This is a genomic window from Saccharopolyspora sp. ID03-671, from assembly GCF_045278815.1.
GTDB classification, from domain to species: Bacteria; Actinomycetota; Actinomycetes; order Mycobacteriales; family Pseudonocardiaceae; genus Saccharopolyspora; species Saccharopolyspora ipomoeae.
The window spans coordinates 6,918,250-6,934,711 of record NZ_CP134054.1 but is presented as its reverse complement, the minus strand read 5'-3'; the positions used below and the strand labels follow the sequence as shown (position 1 = coordinate 6,934,711).

The 16,462-nt window shown below is 70.6% G+C and carries 12 protein-coding genes and 2 pseudogenes; 5 read left to right on the top strand and 9 right to left on the bottom strand.

From position 1 onward, the window contains the following. Window positions 1-64: 64 nt before the first annotated feature. Window positions 65-871 carry an alpha/beta fold hydrolase gene (locus tag REH65_RS32245; protein ID WP_406690499.1) on the top strand — a complete coding sequence of 269 codons (807 nt, stop codon included), beginning with the start codon at window positions 65-67 and terminating at the stop codon, window positions 869-871. On the opposite strand, the gene REH65_RS32240 is transcribed toward REH65_RS32245, so the two are convergent. Together REH65_RS32240 and REH65_RS32235 are read right to left on the bottom strand one after the other, a co-directional pair. Beyond that, complete coding sequence (locus REH65_RS32240) at window positions 861-2,273, bottom strand: sugar porter family MFS transporter (protein ID WP_406690498.1); 1,413 nt, start codon at window positions 2,271-2,273, stop codon at window positions 861-863. The two genes, REH65_RS32245 and REH65_RS32240, sit on opposite strands and share 11 nt — an antisense overlap. 109 nt (window positions 2,274-2,382) lie before the next feature. Beyond that, complete coding sequence (locus REH65_RS32235; protein WP_281456461.1) at window positions 2,383-3,378, bottom strand: zinc-dependent alcohol dehydrogenase family protein; 996 nt, start codon at window positions 3,376-3,378, stop codon at window positions 2,383-2,385. A gap of 162 nt (window positions 3,379-3,540) precedes the next feature. On the opposite strand from REH65_RS32235, the gene REH65_RS32230 reads away from it, so the two are divergent. Then, window positions 3,541-4,545 carry a LacI family DNA-binding transcriptional regulator gene (locus tag REH65_RS32230; RefSeq protein WP_406690497.1) on the top strand — a complete coding sequence of 335 codons (1,005 nt, stop codon included), beginning with the start codon at window positions 3,541-3,543 and terminating at the stop codon, window positions 4,543-4,545. Here the strand turns inward: REH65_RS32230 and REH65_RS32225 are convergent. The 5 genes and pseudogenes from REH65_RS32225 to REH65_RS32205 all read right to left on the bottom strand — a co-directional run. Continuing rightward, on the bottom strand, window positions 4,535-5,566 hold the full coding sequence (locus REH65_RS32225; RefSeq protein WP_406690496.1) for an aldo/keto reductase: 1,032 nt from the start codon (window positions 5,564-5,566) through the stop codon (window positions 4,535-4,537). The genes REH65_RS32230 and REH65_RS32225 overlap by 11 nt on opposite strands. Before the next feature lie 157 nt (window positions 5,567-5,723). Continuing rightward, on the bottom strand, window positions 5,724-6,752 hold the full coding sequence (locus REH65_RS32220; RefSeq protein WP_406690495.1) for a PQQ-dependent sugar dehydrogenase: 1,029 nt from the start codon (window positions 6,750-6,752) through the stop codon (window positions 5,724-5,726). Window positions 6,753-6,783: 31 nt separating this feature from the next. Next, the gene (locus tag REH65_RS32215; protein WP_406693278.1) at window positions 6,784-7,452 is read right to left on the bottom strand and encodes a DUF6537 domain-containing protein; all 669 of its coding nucleotides are present in this window, start codon (window positions 7,450-7,452) and stop codon (window positions 6,784-6,786) included. A gap of 78 nt (window positions 7,453-7,530) precedes the next feature. Further along, window positions 7,531-7,851, bottom strand: a pseudogene (locus REH65_RS32210) (hypothetical protein); the annotation flags it as partial. Then, window positions 7,794-10,388: pseudogene (locus REH65_RS32205) on the bottom strand (indolepyruvate ferredoxin oxidoreductase family protein); the annotation flags it as partial. The pseudogenes REH65_RS32210 and REH65_RS32205, both read right to left, overlap by 58 nt. A gap of 380 nt (window positions 10,389-10,768) precedes the next feature. Here REH65_RS32205 and REH65_RS32200 point away from each other — a divergent pair. Next, window positions 10,769-12,130, top strand: coding sequence for a GntP family permease (locus REH65_RS32200; protein ID WP_406690494.1), 1,362 nt, complete (start codon window positions 10,769-10,771; stop codon window positions 12,128-12,130). A gap of 37 nt (window positions 12,131-12,167) precedes the next feature. On the opposite strand, the gene REH65_RS32195 is transcribed toward REH65_RS32200, so the two are convergent. Continuing rightward, window positions 12,168-12,620, bottom strand: coding sequence for an Lrp/AsnC family transcriptional regulator (locus REH65_RS32195; protein ID WP_406690493.1), 453 nt, complete (start codon window positions 12,618-12,620; stop codon window positions 12,168-12,170). Window positions 12,621-12,682: 62 nt separating this feature from the next. On the opposite strand from REH65_RS32195, the gene leuC reads away from it, so the two are divergent. Together leuC and leuD are read left to right on the top strand one after the other, a co-directional pair. Then, a complete protein-coding gene (gene leuC / locus REH65_RS32190) occupies window positions 12,683-14,110 on the top strand; it encodes a 3-isopropylmalate dehydratase large subunit (protein ID WP_406690492.1) in 1,428 nt (475 codons plus the stop codon). Further along, entirely contained in the window at window positions 14,110-14,703 is a 594-nt protein-coding gene (leuD, locus tag REH65_RS32185) for a 3-isopropylmalate dehydratase small subunit (RefSeq protein WP_406690491.1), read from the top strand. Before leuC ends, leuD begins: the two co-directional genes overlap by 1 nt. Before the next feature lie 232 nt (window positions 14,704-14,935). Here leuD and REH65_RS32180 read toward each other — a convergent pair whose 3' ends face one another. Beyond that, window positions 14,936-16,282: an MFS transporter gene (locus REH65_RS32180; RefSeq protein ID WP_406690490.1), complete on the bottom strand. Its 1,347-nt coding sequence runs from the start codon at window positions 16,280-16,282 to the stop codon at window positions 14,936-14,938. Window positions 16,283-16,462: the final 180 nt, after the last annotated feature.

The window sequence follows — 16,462 nt, the reverse complement described above, 5'->3', positions numbered from 1 at the left end:
GGTCGTTGTTCCGGTCTGTTCGTAGGGTCCAGCTGTTGGCGTCCGTGGTGCGAGGGGTGGAGCGTTGAGCGAGGTCGTGGGCCGGTCGGACGAACCGGAGGGCATTGACCGCCCGAGTGACCGGGTGCGGCGCGTGGTGGCTCTGCCCGGGACGTTCTGCGCGCCGATGGTGTTCGACCCGCTCCGGGAGCTGGTGGAGCCCCGGTTCGACGTGCGGGCTCTGCCGTGGATGACCGAGGCGCCGGAGTGCGGGATCGACGAGGTCGCCGAGTGGGTCGCCGGGATGATCTCCAGCAGCGCGAGCGGATCGGCGATCGTCGTCGGGCATTCGACCGGAGGTGCTGTCGCGTTGCGGCTGGCGGCGGAGCGGCCGGAGCTCGTCGAGGGGTTGATGCTGGTCAACACCGGTCCGAACATGCACCGGCACGGGGACGTCACGTCCCTGATCGACGGGATGGAACGCGACGGGACCGAGCAGGTCGTGCGGGCCGTCATCGAGCGCTCCTTCCACCACTCCCCCTCCGACGAGGACCGCAGGCGCCTGCTCGACTACGGCGATTCGGTTCCGCTGATCGCGGCGTTGCAGGCGTTGCGCAGTCAGCACGCCACCGATCTCGAACCGGTGCTGCCGGACCTGCCGATGCCGGTCTCGATCGTGCACGGGCGGTTCGACCCGGTCCGGACCGTCGACGTCGCCGAAGGGATGGCCGCGGCGATCCCGGACGCCTCCCTGCGGATCGTCGACGCCGGTCACAGCCCCACCTACGAGACTCCGGACGCCGTCGCCGAAGCACTCGTGGCCCTGGAACGCAGGAGTGGCCCCGTCCGAGGGGCGGACGGGGCCACTGGTCGCGGTCGGGTCAGGCGTTGACCGGCTGCTCGGCAGCGGGCTCCGGGTCGGTGCCCAGGACCTCCTGCTCGATGGCTTCCAGGCTCTTGCCCTTGGTCTCGATGAGGCCGCGCTGGACGAACCAGAACGACAGGACCGCCATCAGGGCGAAGAACAGGAACATCGCGCCCGGGCCGGTGATGTCGAGCAGCACCGGGAACACCAGGGCCACGGCCATGTTGAACAGCCAGTTGAACACCAGGCAGATGCCCACCGCCGAACCGCGCATCCGCAGCGGGAACAGCTCGGGCAGCATCACCCACTGCACCGGGCCCCAGGACACCGCGAACGAGGCGATGTAGACCACGATGCTGCCCAGCGTGACCGCCACCAGAAGCGGACCGTAGGACAGGCCGGCGACGTTGGCGATGCCCAGCGCCAGCATCGACACCAGCATGCCGATGCTGCCCACCGCCAGCAGCGACTTGCGGCCCGCGCGGTCGATCAGCCGCAGCGCGGGCAGCGTCATGAGCACGTTGACCAGGCCGATGCCGACGTTGGCCAGGATCGCGCCGGAAGTGCCGAAACCGAGCGTGGTCAGCAGCGTCGGGGCGTAGTAGATGATCGTGTTGATGCCGATGAAGTTCTGGAAGAACACCAGTCCCAGGCCCAGCAGCACGACGCGGCGCAGCCTCGGGGTCAGCAGCTCGCGGACGCCGACGGCGTTCTCGGCTTCCTTCTCCTTGTCGGCGGCGCGGATCTCGTCGAGCTCCTCCTCGATCTCCTCGGCGCGGACGCCGCGCAGCTTGGTCAGCACCTCGCGGGCCTGATCGGCCCTGCCGTGCTTGACCAGCCAGCGGGGGCTCTCCGGCTGGAAGTAGATGCCGATGCCCAGCAGCACCGCCGGAACCGCTCCCAGACCCAGCATCCAGCGCCAGGCCCCGCTGTCGGCCAGCGCGTAGTCGGTGATGTAGGCGACCAGGATGCCCACGGTCACCAGCAGCTGCATCAACGAGGTCAGGCCGCCGCGCGACTGCTTCGGCGCCAGCTCGGTCAGGTACAGCGGCACGACCACCGAGGCGATGCCGACACCGATGCCGATGACGAACCGGAAGGCCACCAGCGTCCACGCGGTGGTCGCCAGCATCGCGCCGACGGTACCCAGGGTGAACACCACGGCGGCCCACAGGATCAGCTTCCGCCGCCCCCACGCGTCGGCGAGGCGGCCGGACGCGCCGGCACCCGCCATCGCGCCCACCAGCAGGCCGCTGACCACGAGCCCCTGCTGGAACGGGGACAACGGGATGTCCTGCTTGATGAACAGCATGGCACCGGAGATCACACCGGTGTCATAACCCCACAGAATTCCGCCCAGCGCCCCGAATATCCAGATCAGGGCGTTGCGCGTGCGCGAACGCTCCGTCGCGGGGGTGGTTGGCGTCATTGCTCGAAACCCTTCGTCGGACTCAGAAGTTGGGGAGTCCCGGTGATGGGGGTGGGGAAGTTTTCATGAAAACTTCCCCACCCCATCGCGGCGGAACCCCGGTTGCTCGTTACCGGGCCGGGGCCACGTGGATCTTGTGGCCGTCACCGGACCGGAAGCGGGCGATCGCCTCGTCGTAGTCGGCCAGCGGCAGGGTCGCCGACACCAGCGACTCGACGTCGACCGTGCCGGAGGCCACCAGCTCGATCGCGGGCTGGAAACCCCGGTGCACGGCCATCGATCCGAGGATGTCGATCTCCTCGTGGTAGACCCGGAACGGCGAGAAGCTGGCCCGCGCGTTCGGGTCGGCGACGCCGAACTGCAGGAACGTGCCGCCCTTGCGGACCCGGCCGAGACCGTCCTCGATGGCCGGGACCGCGCCGGTGGCGTCGATGACCACGTCGTAGCCGTCGGGCTGCTCCAGCGCGTCGGCGTCGGTGGTGGCGCGGTCGGAGGCGTAGGACAGCGCGAAGTCCAACCGGGACGCGTTGAGGTCCACGGTGGACACCGACGCCGCCCCGGCCCGGCGCACCAGCGACGCCATGAGCAGGCCCATCGTGCCCGCGCCGTAGATGAGGTAGTGCGAGCCGGGCAGCCGCGGCAGCCGGCTCAGGCCGTGCACCGCGCAGGACAGCGGCTCCACCATCGCCCCGGCGGTGTAGGACACCGTCGAGGGCAGGGCGAAGCAGATGCCCGCCGGCACGGCCACCAGCTCGGCCGCCGACCCCGCCTTGCTCACGCCGATGGCGTCCCAGACCGTGCACAGGTTCCCGCGCCCGGCCCGGCACCAGCGGCAGGTGCCGCACGGCAGGTTCGGGTCCACCGCGACGCGGTCGCCGACCGCGATCCCGCTGACGCCCTCCCCGAGTTCGACGACCTCGCCGGCGAACTCGTGCCCGGGGGTCAGCGGGTGGTCGGTGGGCAGCACCCCGTCGACCAGGTGCAGGTCCGTCCCGCACAGCCCGCTGGCGTGCACTCGCACGAGCACCTGCCCGGCGGCCGGTTCGGGGTCTGCGACGTCCTTCACGACGACCTGACCTGGTCCTTCGATCACTACGGCTTGCACGATCACTCATCCCGTCACGCTGGCTCGCACCGCTGCGGGGGATCGCCGAACAGGCCGCCCCGGCGCGGTGTGCCGCACAAACTAGTTTTCGGGTAAGCGCTTAGGCAAGCGCTTAACCTGATGGTAAATTCCCAGCCGGAAACGGGAATGAGGGAGTTGCGCGTGGCCACGCTCGCAGATGTCGCACGAGTCGCCGGGGTGTCGTCGGCGACGGTGTCCTACGTGCTCAACGGAACCCGGAAGGTGCGGCCGGAGACGGAACGCGCCGTGCGCGCGGCCGTCGAGGAGGTCGGCTACATCCAGAACACCCTGGCCCGCTCGCTGGCCACCGCGCGGACCCTGTCGATCGGGGTGGCGATCTCCTCGGCGAGCAACCCTTACTTCACCGAGATCCTGCAGGGCATCGAGGCCGAGGCGGTCGATCGCGGCTACAGCCTGCTGGTGGCCGACCCGCGCGACGACCCCGATCATGAGCTGCGCGTCGTCTCGCACCTGCACCAGCGACGCATCGACGGGATCGTGCTGGCGCCCTCCCCCGACCCGTCGAGGACGATGCGCTACCTCGCCGACCACGACGTTCCCACCGTGCTGGCCGACCGCGTCATCGCGGGCGGCTACGACCAGGTCAGCACCGACAACACCGAGTCGACGGCCTCGCTGGTCGACCACCTCGCCGCGCTGGGCCACCGGCGGATCGGGTTCGTGGCCGGGCTCGCCGGGTTGAGCACCACCGACGAGCGGCTGGCCGGTTACCGGGAAGGATTGCGCCGCAACGACATAGACGACGACCCGGAGTTGTGCCGGGAGGGTTCGTCGGAGTCCGAGGCCGCGCGGCGCGCCGCGTCCGAACTGCTCACCGGCTCATGCCCGGCCACCGCGATCATCGCGGCGAACAACGCGATGACGATCGGCGCCATGCGGGCCGTGCGGGACCTGTCGCTGAGCGTGCCGGACGACGTGGCGCTGGTGGCCTTCGACGACTTCCCGTGGGCCGACCTGTTCGCACCGCGGCTGACCGCGATCGCCCAGCCCAGCCGCGAGGTCGGCGCCGAGGCGCTGCGGCTGCTGCTGGACAGGCTGGACGATCCCGATCGTGACCCGGTCGAGGTGCGGCTGGAATCCCGGTTCGTGCACCGGGATTCCTGCGGCTGCGCTGCTACTGCTTGAGCCCGGTGCCGTGGACGGCGTGCTGCTCGATCACGGCCAGCTCGTCGTCGGTGAGCTCCGGGAAGCGCAGCGCCTCGACGTTGTGGTCGAGCTGCCACACCGAGCTCGCGCCGATGAGCGCCGAGGTGACCTCCGGTCGGCGCAGCACCCACTGCAGCGCCAGCTGGGCCAGCGACTGGCCGCGCTGCCGGGCGAGGTCGTTGAGGGCGGCCGCGCGGGTGCGGTAGGTGTCGTCGATGACGTCGGGCGACAGGAACGCGCTGTTCTCGGCGCGCGCACCGGACGGGACGCCCTGGAGGTACTTGTCGGTGAGCAACCCCTGGGCCAGCGGCGAGTACACGACGAGGCCGAAGCCGTCGTCGGCGGCGAGGTCGAGCAACCCGTTGTTCTCCGGCGTGCGGTCGAACATCGAGTAGCGGGGCTGGTGGACCAGCAGCGGCACACCGGCCTCGCGCAGCAGCTCGGCGGCGCGGTGGGCGCGGTCGGGCTGGTAGTTGGAGATGCCGACGTAGAGCGCCTTGCCCTGCTGCACGGCGCTGACCAGCGCTCCCACCGTCTCCTCCAGCGGCGTGGACTCGTCGGGGCTGTGGCTGTAGAACACGTCGACGTAGTCGGTCCCGAGGTCCCGCAGGCTGTGGTCCAGCGAGGACAGCAGCGACTTGCGGGAGCCGCCCTTCTGGTACGGGCCGGGTCCGATGGGGTTGCCGGCCTTCGTCGACAGGATCAGCTCGTCGCGGTGCGGCGCCAGGTCCTTGGCGAGCACCCGGCCGAAGAACTTCTGCGCGGCGCGGTGCGGCGGGCCGTAGCGGTCGGCGTTGTCGAAGTGCGTGATGCCCAGGTCGAAGGCGTGCAGCACGATCTCGCGCTGCGTCTCGAAGGCGTAGTCGGCGCCGAACTTCTGCCACAGGCCGAAGGAGAACGCGGGCAGGTCCAGCCCGGACGCGCCCGCGCGGCGGTACTGCATGTGCTCGTAGCGGTCGTCGGCCGCCGCGTAGGTCTTCTCGAACGCCCCGTGGCCCATCGGTTCCCTTTCCTCCGCTCTGCCGGGTTCGGCCGGATGCGTCCGGCCGTCGCAGGCTCATACAACCACTTCGGACGACGCGGGGCAGCTGATCGTCTCGGGTCTCACAACCGGCGAAGCCGCGCGCTTCGCGGGCGAGGGGTTCACATCTTCCGGGTCAGGGCGCGGGGAAGGCGAGCATCCGGTCGTCTCCCGGGGCGGGATCGCCGCGACCGTCGGTGTTGCTGGTGAGCACGCGCAGCGTGCCGTCGGGCGCGACGGCGACGTCGCGCAGCCGGCCGAACTCGCCGACGAAATGCTCGGTGGAGGTGCCCGGCTCGCGCAGCGGGACCTCGCGGAGCCGCTCGCCGCGCAGGTTCGCCAGGTAGACCGCATCGCCGTGCACCGCGATGCCGCTGGGGCTGGCCACGTCGGTGGCCCACTGCTGCACCGGGTCGGTGAGGCCCGGTCGCTCGCCGATCCCTTCGACGGTGGGCCAGCCGTAGTTGGCGCCGGGTCGGATGATGTTGAGCTCGTCCCAGGTGTTCTGCCCGAACTCCGAGGCGTAGAGCGTGCCGTCGGGTCCCCAGGCGAGACCCTGGACATTGCGGTGGCCGTAGGTCAGCACCAGCGACCCGGGGAACGGGTTGTCCGGCGGGACGCCGCCGTCGGGCGTCATGCGCAGGATCTTGCCGCCGAGGCTGCCCAAGTCCTGGGCCGAGGCGCTGTTGCCCGCGTCGCCGACGGCGGCGTGCAGCATCCCGTCCGGGCCGAACGCGATCCGCCCGCCGTCGTGGTAGCTCGCCGAGGGCAGCCGGTCCAGGATCGTGCGCTCGGGGCCGAGCCGGAACGAGCCGGGTTGGCCGAGCAGCGGGTAGCGCTGGATGCGGTTGCCGTCCTGGCCGGTGGAGTAGGCGTAGAGGTTCCCGTCGCGCAGCGCCAGCCCGAGCAGGCCGCTCTCCCCCGACGCCACCACGCCGGGGATCACGCCGACCTCGCGGGCGCGCCCGGCCGGGTCGATCTCGACGATCCGGCCGGTGTCGCGCTCGCTGATGATCGGCGTGTCGCCCGCGAACACCACCGACCACGGCGTGGTCAGCCCTTCGACCGCCGCGGGCTCGACGGCGTCCGCCGGGCGCGACTCACCCGCGCAGGCGGTCGTCGTGATCAGCAGCGCGAGAACCGCTGCCGCGAGCCGTGATCGCATCGCCGCTCCCCCGTCCCAATTCTCCTGTTCCTCACGGTAGTGCCTGAGCCGTGAGGTCGGTGTGGGTTCGGGTGTCGCGGAGTTCGGCGAGGCGCTGCCGGTAGCGCTGCACGGAGTCGAGCTTGATCTGCTCGTAGCCGCGGATCATGTCGGGCAGCTCGGCGAGCTCCACCACCCCGGGCAGAGTCGTGCCGGTGAGGCTCGGCAGGCCCTCCTCGACCGCCCGGCGGTATTCGCCGATGAGCTCGCGCTCGACCTTGCGGACGTGGGCGCGGCCGAACGGGTCGAACGGGGTTCCCCGCAACCCGCGCATGCCCCGAAGCACGCGGAACACCGGCCGGAACCACGGGCCGAGCGCGATCTTGCGCCGCATGCCCAGCGCCCGCAGCACCGGCGGGTGCAGCCGGTAGCTGACCCGCGCGCCCGCGCCCCACTGCTCGCGCACCCCGGCCAGCACCTCCGGGTCCAGCGACAGGCGCGCCACCTCGTACTCGTCCTTGTAGGCCATGAGCTTAAACAGGTTCCGGGCCACCGCCTCGGTCAGCTCCTCGGTCCCGGTGGCCGCGTGCTCGCGGTCGCGAACGTGGTGCACGAAGCGGCGGTAGTCCTCGGCGTAGCGGGCGTTCTGGTAGGCGGTGAGCTCGGCGGTGCGGTCCGCGATGAGCTCGTCGAGCCCGCGCGGGACGGTCTCGGTCTCCACCGGTCCCGCCACGGCGTTGCGGCCGTGGGCGAAGGCCGCGAGGTTCTCCTCGACGCGAACGCCGTTGAGGCGGATCGCCCGCTCCACCGCCTCCGCCGACAGCGGCAGCGCCCCGGCCTGGAACGCGGCGCCGACCAGCAGCATGTTGGCGAACTGCTCGTCGCCGAAGAGCTCCAGCGCCAGGCGGTCGGCGTCGACGTGGTGAGCGCGGCGGACGTGCTCGTCGACGGCCGAGCGGATCCGGTCCTGCTCGGGAACGTGACCGACGGGTCGACGACCATGTGCCCGGTGGGGACCTCCGCGGTGGACACCACGGCGATCGTGCGGTCGGGGTCGGTGGCCTTGAGCTGGGTGGGGTCGGTGGCCACCAGCGAGTCGCAGCCCAGGTAGAGGTCGCACTCGCCGTCGGCGAGCTTGGCGGCGCGGGCGATCGGGCCGTCGCTGATCTTGACGTCGGAGACCACCGCACCGCCCTTCTGCGCCAGCCCGGTCTGGTCCAACGCCCGGACGTGCCGGCCGTCCAGGGACGCCGCGGTGGCCAACACCTGCGCCACCGTCACCACCCCGGTACCACCAACCCCGGTAATCCGCACCGTGAAGTCCTTCTCCGAAACCTCCGGCACGGGGCTCGGTGTTGTGGGTAGGTGACAGTTTTCATGAAAACTGTCCTCCCCCGGAGACCGGGAAGTTTTCATGAAAACTTCCCCGCTCGTGGGGACGCGCGACCTCGTGGAGGTGTCTCGTGGAGCTGGAAGGGGACGGTTTTCATGAAAACTGTCATCACCTACGGAACGTCGGTTCCCGGGGAATTGCCCCCCTGAGACCGCGCAGTTCTCATGAAAACCGTCCCGACCCCTGGAGTTGTCCCCCGGGACGACGGTGAGGAACGACGGGCAGTCGCCGTCGAGGCAGGAGTAGTCGAGGTTGCAGGAGGACTGGTGGATCCGGGTCTTGCGGCCGAACTCGGTGTCGACCGGGCGCACCGACAGGCAGTTGGACTTCTTCCCGCAATCGCCGCAGCCCTCGCAGACCCGCTCGTTGATCACGACCTTGGTCTCCGGCGTGGGGAGGGTGCCGCGCTTGCGCTTGCGGCGCTTCTCCGCCGCGCACTCCTGGTCGTGCACCAGCACGGTCACGCCCCGCTCACCGGCGAGCTCGGTCTGGACGGCGACGAGGTCGTCCCGGTCGCGCACGTCGACCCGGATTCCCTCGCGGCGCAACGCCTTCCGGATGCGGCCGGGCTGGTCGCCGGTCACGACCACGCGGGTGACGCCCTCGGCGAGCACCGTGCGCACCAGCTGCGCGAGCCCGCCGCCGCCGACCGCGTCCTGGCCGCCGGTCATCGCGACGGTCGAGTTGAACAGGACCTTGAACGTCATCGACACCCCGGCCGCCACAGCGGCGCGGATGGCGAGGCTGCCGGAGTGGGCGAAGGTGCCGTCGCCGAGGTTCTGCAGGTAGTGGGTGTGGCGGACGAACGGCGCCATGCCGATCCAGTGCGCGCCCTCCCCGCCCATCTGGCTGAGCCCGGTGACCGAGCCGACCTGCTCCTCCGGCATGAGCAGCACCATCGCGTGGCAGCCGATGCCGCCACCGACCAGCGCGCCCTCCGGTGGCGCGGTCGAGGAGTTGTGCGGGCAGCCGGAGCAGAAGTACGGGGTGCGGGCGGCGAGCGGCAGCGCGATCCGCTCCGCCCGCTTGCCGACCTGCTTGAGGCCGTCGAACCCGTTGTCCTGCAACCGCTTCCGGAGACCGGTCGCCACCGCGATCGGATCGAGCTCGCCGACGTCGCTGAACAGCCGCACGCCCTCCGGGTCGCGCTTGCCGGTGACGCGCGGGGCGTCGGGCGTCCCGTAGAGCACGTCCTTGACCGCGACCTCCAGGAACGCGCGTTTGTCCTCGACCACCACGATCTCGTCGAGGCCGCGCGCGAACTCGCGCACCACCCCCGGTTCCACCGGCACGATCGCGCCGAGCTTGAGCAGCCGGATTCCCGCGCTCTCCCAGTCGGATTCGGTCAACCCCAGCGAGTCCAGGGCTTGGCGGACGTCGAGGTAGGTCTTGCCCGCGGCGACGATGCCGACCCGCGCCGCGCCGCGCGCGCCCAGCACGCGGTTGACGCCGCTGCGCCGCAGGTACTCCAGCGCGATCGGCAGCCTGACCTGCTGGAAGCTGCGCTCCAGCCCGGCCAGGTCGGCGCCGAGCAGCCGCGCGTGCGGGACGTGGGAGTAGGCGCGCAGCCCGCCGGGCAAGCCGTCCATCCCGGGCGGCGCCCAGTGCGGGTCGAGAAGGGCGGTGGAGGCGCCGTCAGCGACGTTGGTGGCGATCTTCATGGCCGTCCACAACCCGGAGGCGCGGGAGAGCTCGACGGCGTGCAGGCCGTGCTCCAGGACCTCCTGCGAGTCGGCCGGGTAGAAGGTCGGCAGCTGCAGGTCCGCCAGCGCCGGCTCCGACGAGCAGGGGACGCTGGAGGACTTCGCGCTCGGGTCGTCGCCGACGAGCGCGACCGCGCCGCCGGTCGGTGCGGTACCGGTCATCGCCGCGTGCCGGATCGCGTCGGTGGCCCGGTCCAGCCCGGGCGCCTTGCCGTACCAGAAGCCGGTGACGCCGTCGGTGCTCGGCTCGGCGACCTGCCCGGCCAGCTGCGTCCCGGCGAGCGCGGTGGCGGCGAGCTCCTCGTTGAGGGCGGGCGCGTGCACGATCCCGTGCTCGTCCATGAGCCGGGAGCGGCGCTGGATCTCCAGGTCGTAGCCCGCCAGCGGCGAGCCCTCGTAGCCGCTGACGTACAGCGCGCCGTCGTGTCCGCATCTCCGGTCGTGGCGGCTGCGGTCGAGCAGCACGCGCACCAGCGCCTGCACCCCGGTCAGGTACACCGCGCCGTCCTCGGCCAGGTAGCGGGAGTCGAGCGAGACCGGTTCGCGGGTGGGCGTGCTCATGGCCGGCACTCCTTCGTGCGCGTCGTGGACGAGACGCCGGTCACGTTAAGCAGGGTTTCCCGATTGCTCAACAGTTCGGTGAAAAACTCGGCCAGTGGTGCGGAGTCTCGCCGAATACACCGCCAGCACCTGGGCCATCGGCCACCTCGGATGTACTTCTGGTGCACAACCGGCAGTCGAGCGCTGATCGTCTGGTCATCTGGCACCCGCTGGCCACCTCGAACCGTGATCGACTGAACACCTGGCCCATAATCCGCCGCCGGTATTTACGCACTGGACACCGCCGGTTACGTTTCCGCACCGCAGCGGCCCACCCGAAGCCGTCCCGACAACGACGTCCACTCGCTCAACGCCGAGCGCCACCACGGGATGTACCGCACATGACAGACACGCTGATCCTGCTCAACACCGCGTTCGCGATCCTCGCCGCGGTCCTGATGATCATCCGATTCCGGGTCAATCCCGTGATCGCCCTGCTGCTCAGCGCCTCCTACCTGGGCATGACCTCCGGCCTCGGGGTCGACGGCACGATCGAGGCCATCACCAAGGGCTTCGGCGACCTGATGGCCGAGATCGGCCTGCTCATCGCCTTCGGCGTGCTCGCGGGTTCGCTCCTGCAGCGCTCCGGGGCCATCGAGCGGCTCATCGAGGTGCTGCTGCACCGAATCGGCCCGAAGCGCATGCCCTACGCGCTGTCGGTCAGCCTCGCCACCATCCTGCAGTCGATCTTCCTGGACGTGCTGGTGGTCATCGTCGCGCCGCTGGCGCGCGGACTCGGCGCGCGGATCGGCAAGGCGGGCACGCCCCGGATGATCTCGGCCATGGCCATCGGCATGGAGGTCGGCGTCGTCATGGTGGTACCGGGCATCGCCACCCTGGCCCTGGCCGGGGTGCTCGGCGTGCCGCTGGGCACGATGCTGCTGCTCGGCCTGCTCGTCGCCGTGCCCACCACCGTCATCTCGGTGGCGATCATGCAGTTCGTGTTCCGCCGCGGCTGGTGGGACGAGACCAAGGACGAGCAGCCCGCACCCGTCGACACCGAACCGTCGGAGACCGGTGGCGGCGCCGGGACCGCGACGAAGGTCCGCACCGGCCGGCCCGCGCTGATCCTGCTGTTCGCGCCGGTCCTGGTGGCTCTCGCGCTCATCGCGACCGGCGCGATCCTGGACATCGCCGAGGTGGAGATCGCGCCGCTGTCGTTCGTCTGCGAACCCGTCATCGCCCTGCTGGTGGGCCTGATCGGCACGATCCTGGTGACCCGCCGGGCCGTGGGCAAGACCGCGATGGACGAGGCGCTGCGCACCGGTTTCCGGGAGAGCGGGCAGATCCTCATCCTCAACGGCGTCGGCGGTTCGCTGGCGCTGACCATCAAGAACATCGGCCTCGGCGAGATCCTCGGCCAGCACTTCTCGGCCAGCACCGCATTCCCGCTGCTGATGGTGTGGGTGGTGGCGGCGATCCTGCACGTCGCGGTCGGCTCGGTGTCGATCTCGGCGATCACCGCGGCCGGCATCCTCGCGCCGCTCGCGCCGGTGATCGGGCTGGACACGGTGTGGATCGCGCTGGCGGCAGGCGCGGGATCGCTGTTCGCCATCCACGTCACCAGCAACACGTTCTGGCTGCTGCAGTCGCTGACCGGGCTGACCACGCGCGGCACGCTCAAGACCTTCTCCGGATCGGTGTCGGTGGCCTCGGTCGTGGCGATCGCGGTGATCATCCCGCTGTCGATGGTGCTGGGATGAGCCGTTCAGCGCCCGAGCTCGTCGTGCATCTTGCGGATCAGCGGCGAGATCCGCGGCATGATCCGCCTGCCTGCTGCACCACCTCGGTGGAGATCCGCTCGACGCCGTCCACGGCGATGATCTGCTGCAGGACCTCCTCCAGGCCCGCGTTGTCCTTGGCGACCACCCGGCACAGCAGGTCCGAATCACCGGCCACGGCGTTGGCCTCGATGAGCTCGGGGATGCCGCGCAGCCCGTCGAGGGCGTCGTCGAGCTTGCCCTGCTTGAGGTTGACCCGCACGTAGGCCAGGCCCGAGTAGCCCATCGCGGCCGGGTCGAACTGCGGGCGCCAGCTGATCAGCACGCCGAGCCGCTGCAGCTTGTCCACCCGGGACTGCGCGGTCGCCCGCGCCACGCCGAGGCGGCGGGCGTACTCGCGCACACCGGCGCGGGGTTCCTCAGCGATGAGCCGGAGCACCGCCATGTCCAGCGGCTCGAACAGGGATGCCATGCGCACTCCTCGGGGTCGCGATCGCCATCGTTGTACCAGATGTCCACCCGCGAGGTCGCCCGATGAACCAACAGCACGAGGAGGGGGCCGTGGCCCGCACGCTGGCCGAGAAGGTCTGGGACGCGCACGTGGTGCGCTCCGACGGGGCGCAGGACCTGCTGTACGTGGACCTGCACCTGCTGCACGAGATCAACACGCCGATCGCCTTCGACGGGCTGCGCGCCGCCGGGCGCACCGTCCGCCGCCCGGACCTGACGCTGGGCACCGAGGACCACCTGGTGCCCACGCAGGACCTGTTCAAGCGCATCGAGGAACCCGCGATGCGGCGGCAGGCGGCGCTGCTGGCCGAGAACTGCGCGGAGTTCGGCATCGAGGTCTACCGGCGCGGCGATCCCGAGCGCGGCATCGCCCACGTCATCGGCCCCGAGCTCGGACTGGTGCACCCGGGCATGACCGTCGTGTGCTGCGACTCGCACACGACCACGATGGGCGCGTTCGGCGCGCTGGCGATGGGCATCGGGACCTCGCAGGTCGAGCACGTGCTGGCGACCCAGACGTTGCCGCTGACCAGGCCGAAGACGATGCGCGTCACCGTCACCGGACGTCTGGGCGAGGGAGTCACCGGCAAGGACCTGATCCTCGCGCTCATCGCGAAGATCGGGACCCTGGGAGCCCAGGGGCACGTCGTGGAGTACCAGGGCACGGCGATCGAGGCGCTGTCGATGGAGGCCCGGATGACGGTGTGCAACATGACCGTCGAGGCCGGATCCCGGGCGGGCATGATCGCGCCCGACGACACCACGATCGCCTACCTGCGCGACCGCCCGCACGCCCCCACCGGCCCGGACTGGGACGCCGAGGTGGCCCACTGGCGGTCGCTGCGCTCCGACGACGACGCCGTCTTCGACTCCGAGGTGGCGCTCGACGGGGACGCGATCCGCCCGTTCGTCACCTGGGGCACCAACCCCGCGCAGGGCGTGCCGATCGACGCGACCGTGCCCGACCCGTCATCGTTCGCCGACCCGCAGGAGCGGGCGGCGGCCGAGAAGGCGCTGGCCTACATGGATCTGAGCCCGGGCACTCCGCTGCGCGAGGTCGCCATCGACGCGGCGTTCATCGGCTCGTGCACCAACGGCCGCATCGAGGACCTGCGCGCCGCCGCCCAGGTGCTGCGCGGGCGCACCGTCGCGCCCGGCGTCGAGGTCTACCTCGTGCCGGGCTCGGACAAGGTGCGGCAGCAGGCCGTGGCCGAGGGGCTCGACGAGGTGTTCACCGCCGCCGGGGTGCAGCTGCGGACCTCCGGGTGCTCGCTGTGCGCGGCGGTCAACGAGGACCGGCTGCGGCCCGGGCAGCGGGCCGCCTCCACCAACAACCGCAACTTCGAGGGCCGCCAGGGCAAGGGCGCGCGCACCCACGTCGTCTCCCCCGCCGTGGCCGCGGCCAGCGCCGTCACCGGTCGACTCACCGCACCGACGGATCTGGAGCACTGATGGAGAAGTTCACCGTCCACACCGGACAGGCCGCGCCGCTGCGCGCGGGCGACGTCGACACCGACCAGATCATCCCGGTGCGGTTCCTGACCCGGCTGACCAAGTCCGGTTACGGCCGGGACCTGTTCGCCGACTGGCGCGAGGACCCGGAGTTCGTCCTCAACGTCGAGCCGTACTCGGCGGCCACGATCCTGGTCGCGGGCCCGAACTTCGGCACCGGATCGTCCCGCGAGGGCGCGGTCTACGCGCTCACCGACTACGGCTTCCGCGCCGTCATCGCTCCCCGCTTCGGCGACATCTTCGCCGGCAACGCCCACCAGAACGGCCTGCTGCCGGTGGTCGTCCCGATCCAGGTCGTCGAGCGCCTGTGGCACCTCCTGGAATCCGACCCCGCGGCCCCGATCACGGTCGACCTCGTCGAGCAACGGGTCCGCGCCGAGGGAGTGGACGAACCCTTCCCCGTCGACCCCGACGTCCGCCACCGCCTCCTCGAAGGTCTCGACGACATCGGCCTCACCCTCCAGCACACCGACGACATCGCCACCTACGAAACCACCCGCCGCCCAGCCCTCCCCGCCACCACTCGCCGCTGATCGCCCCTCCAGGGGTTGCGGAGGGTGTCAGCGCTGCGGAGGGGACGGTTTTTCCTCGAATCACCCATGATCAAAGTCCGTTTTGTCCGGTCAATTCGAGGAAAAACTGTCCCCTGGTGACGCCCGCGCTCCTCGCAACGGAGGAACCAGGTGCTGGAGATGGCGATGGGCGCCGCGGAGGCGGCGCCCATCGGGTCGGCGGGGTGGTTGTTCCGGGATTGGCGGGGTTCGGTCAGGGGGTTGTTGTTGCGACGGGGCTGGGGGTTTCGGCAGTGCGGCGGTGGGCTTCTGCGCGTTCGGGCTTGCCCCAGGTCTCGCGGGTGAGGAGGGCTGCCACGAGGCCGAGGAGGGCGTAGGCGCCGAAGAGGAGCGCAGGGCCCATCCAGCCGAGCCAGAGGAACAGCAGCGTCGTGGTGAACGGGGTGAGGCCGGAGATCATGGCCGAGATCTGGTAGGCCAGGGAGGCACCCGACGAGCGGGTCTTGGCCTGGAAGAGCTCCGGGAACCATGCGCCCTGGGAACCCGCCAGGGCGTTCTGGCAGATGACGTACGAGATCACGATCGTGATGATCACCGCGATCAGGGTGCCGGTGTTGACCAGCAGGAACATCGGGATCGCCCACAGCGCGCTGAACAGCGTGACCCAGACGTAGACCGAGCGGCGACCGACGTGGTCGGTGAGCCACCCCCACGCGATGGTGGCCGCGATGCCGATGCCGGACGCGATGCACAGGGCGAGGATCGTCTCACCGCTGGTCGCCAGCTCCTCCTCCTTGAGGTAGGAGATCATGTAGGTGATGGCCACGGCGTAGCCCGCGGTCTCGGCGACGCGAAGACCGATGCCGCGCAGCAGGTTCCGCCAGTCGTTCCGGATGACCTCGACGATCGGCGCCTCGGCGATCTCACCGCGCTCCTTGACGTCCTCGAACACCGGCGACTCCGGCACCTTGGAGCGCACGATCAGGCCGATGATCACCAGCAGCAGGCTCGCCAGGAACGGCACCCGCCACGCCCAGTCGCCCGGCAGCGCCACCGACCCCAGGAACACCAGGTTCGCCAGCAGCAGACCGATCGGGAACCCGGACTGCACGACTCCGGTGAACGCGCCCTTGCGCAGCAGCGGGGCGTGCTCGTAGGTCATGAGGATCGCCCCGCCCCACTCCGCGCCGTAGGCGATGCCCTGGATGATCCGCACCGTCACCAGCAGCGCGGGCGCGAGCAACCCGGCCTGGGCGTAGGTGGGCAGCAAGCCGATGGCGAAGGTCGCCAGCCCCATCACGATGAGCGAGGCCACCAGCACCGGCTTGCGGCCGATCCGGTCACCGAGGTGACCGCCCACGACGCCGCCGAGCGGCCGGGCGATGAACCCGACGCCGAGCGTGGCGAACGCCGACAGGGTCCCGACGATCGGTGAGGCGTTGGGGAAGAACGCGTCGCCGAAGTACAGGGCCGCGGCGGTGCCGAACCCGATGAAGTCGTAGCTCTCGATGACGGCGCCGGCCGTCGATCCCCACGCCACCCGATGTCTGTCCGGGGTGCCGTGCACCGGGTCGCCCGCGCGCTGGGGTTCCGCGCTCATCACTCACCTCTTCGTTGGGGTAGTCGAACGATGGGGACACCGGCCTCCCGGTGTCAACACAACCGGAGATATTCGGCTTGATCGCCCTCATTGTCAACATCCATATGGCAGCGAACTTGCGCCTATAACCGGGGATTATCCGCCCACTTGCCACTTGGGGCTTGCCTGTCGACATCTCGC

Coding starts and splice junctions, on each gene's coding strand:
- leuC (WP_406690492.1), top strand. CDS start 12,683: ATGAACCAACAGCACGAGGAGGGGGCCGTGGCCCGCACGCTGGCCGAG.
- REH65_RS32240 (WP_406690498.1), bottom strand. CDS start 2,273: ATGACGCCAACCACCCCCGCGACGGAGCGTTCGCGCACGCGCAACGCC.
- REH65_RS32220 (WP_406690495.1), bottom strand. CDS start 6,752: ATGCGATCACGGCTCGCGGCAGCGGTTCTCGCGCTGCTGATCACGACG.
- REH65_RS32200 (WP_406690494.1), top strand. CDS start 10,769: ATGACAGACACGCTGATCCTGCTCAACACCGCGTTCGCGATCCTCGCC.
- REH65_RS32225 (WP_406690496.1), bottom strand. CDS start 5,566: ATGGGCCACGGGGCGTTCGAGAAGACCTACGCGGCGGCCGACGACCGC.
- REH65_RS32195 (WP_406690493.1), bottom strand. CDS start 12,620: ATGGCATCCCTGTTCGAGCCGCTGGACATGGCGGTGCTCCGGCTCATC.
- REH65_RS32180 (WP_406690490.1), bottom strand. CDS start 16,282: ATGAGCGCGGAACCCCAGCGCGCGGGCGACCCGGTGCACGGCACCCCG.
- leuD (WP_406690491.1), top strand. CDS start 14,110: ATGGAGAAGTTCACCGTCCACACCGGACAGGCCGCGCCGCTGCGCGCG.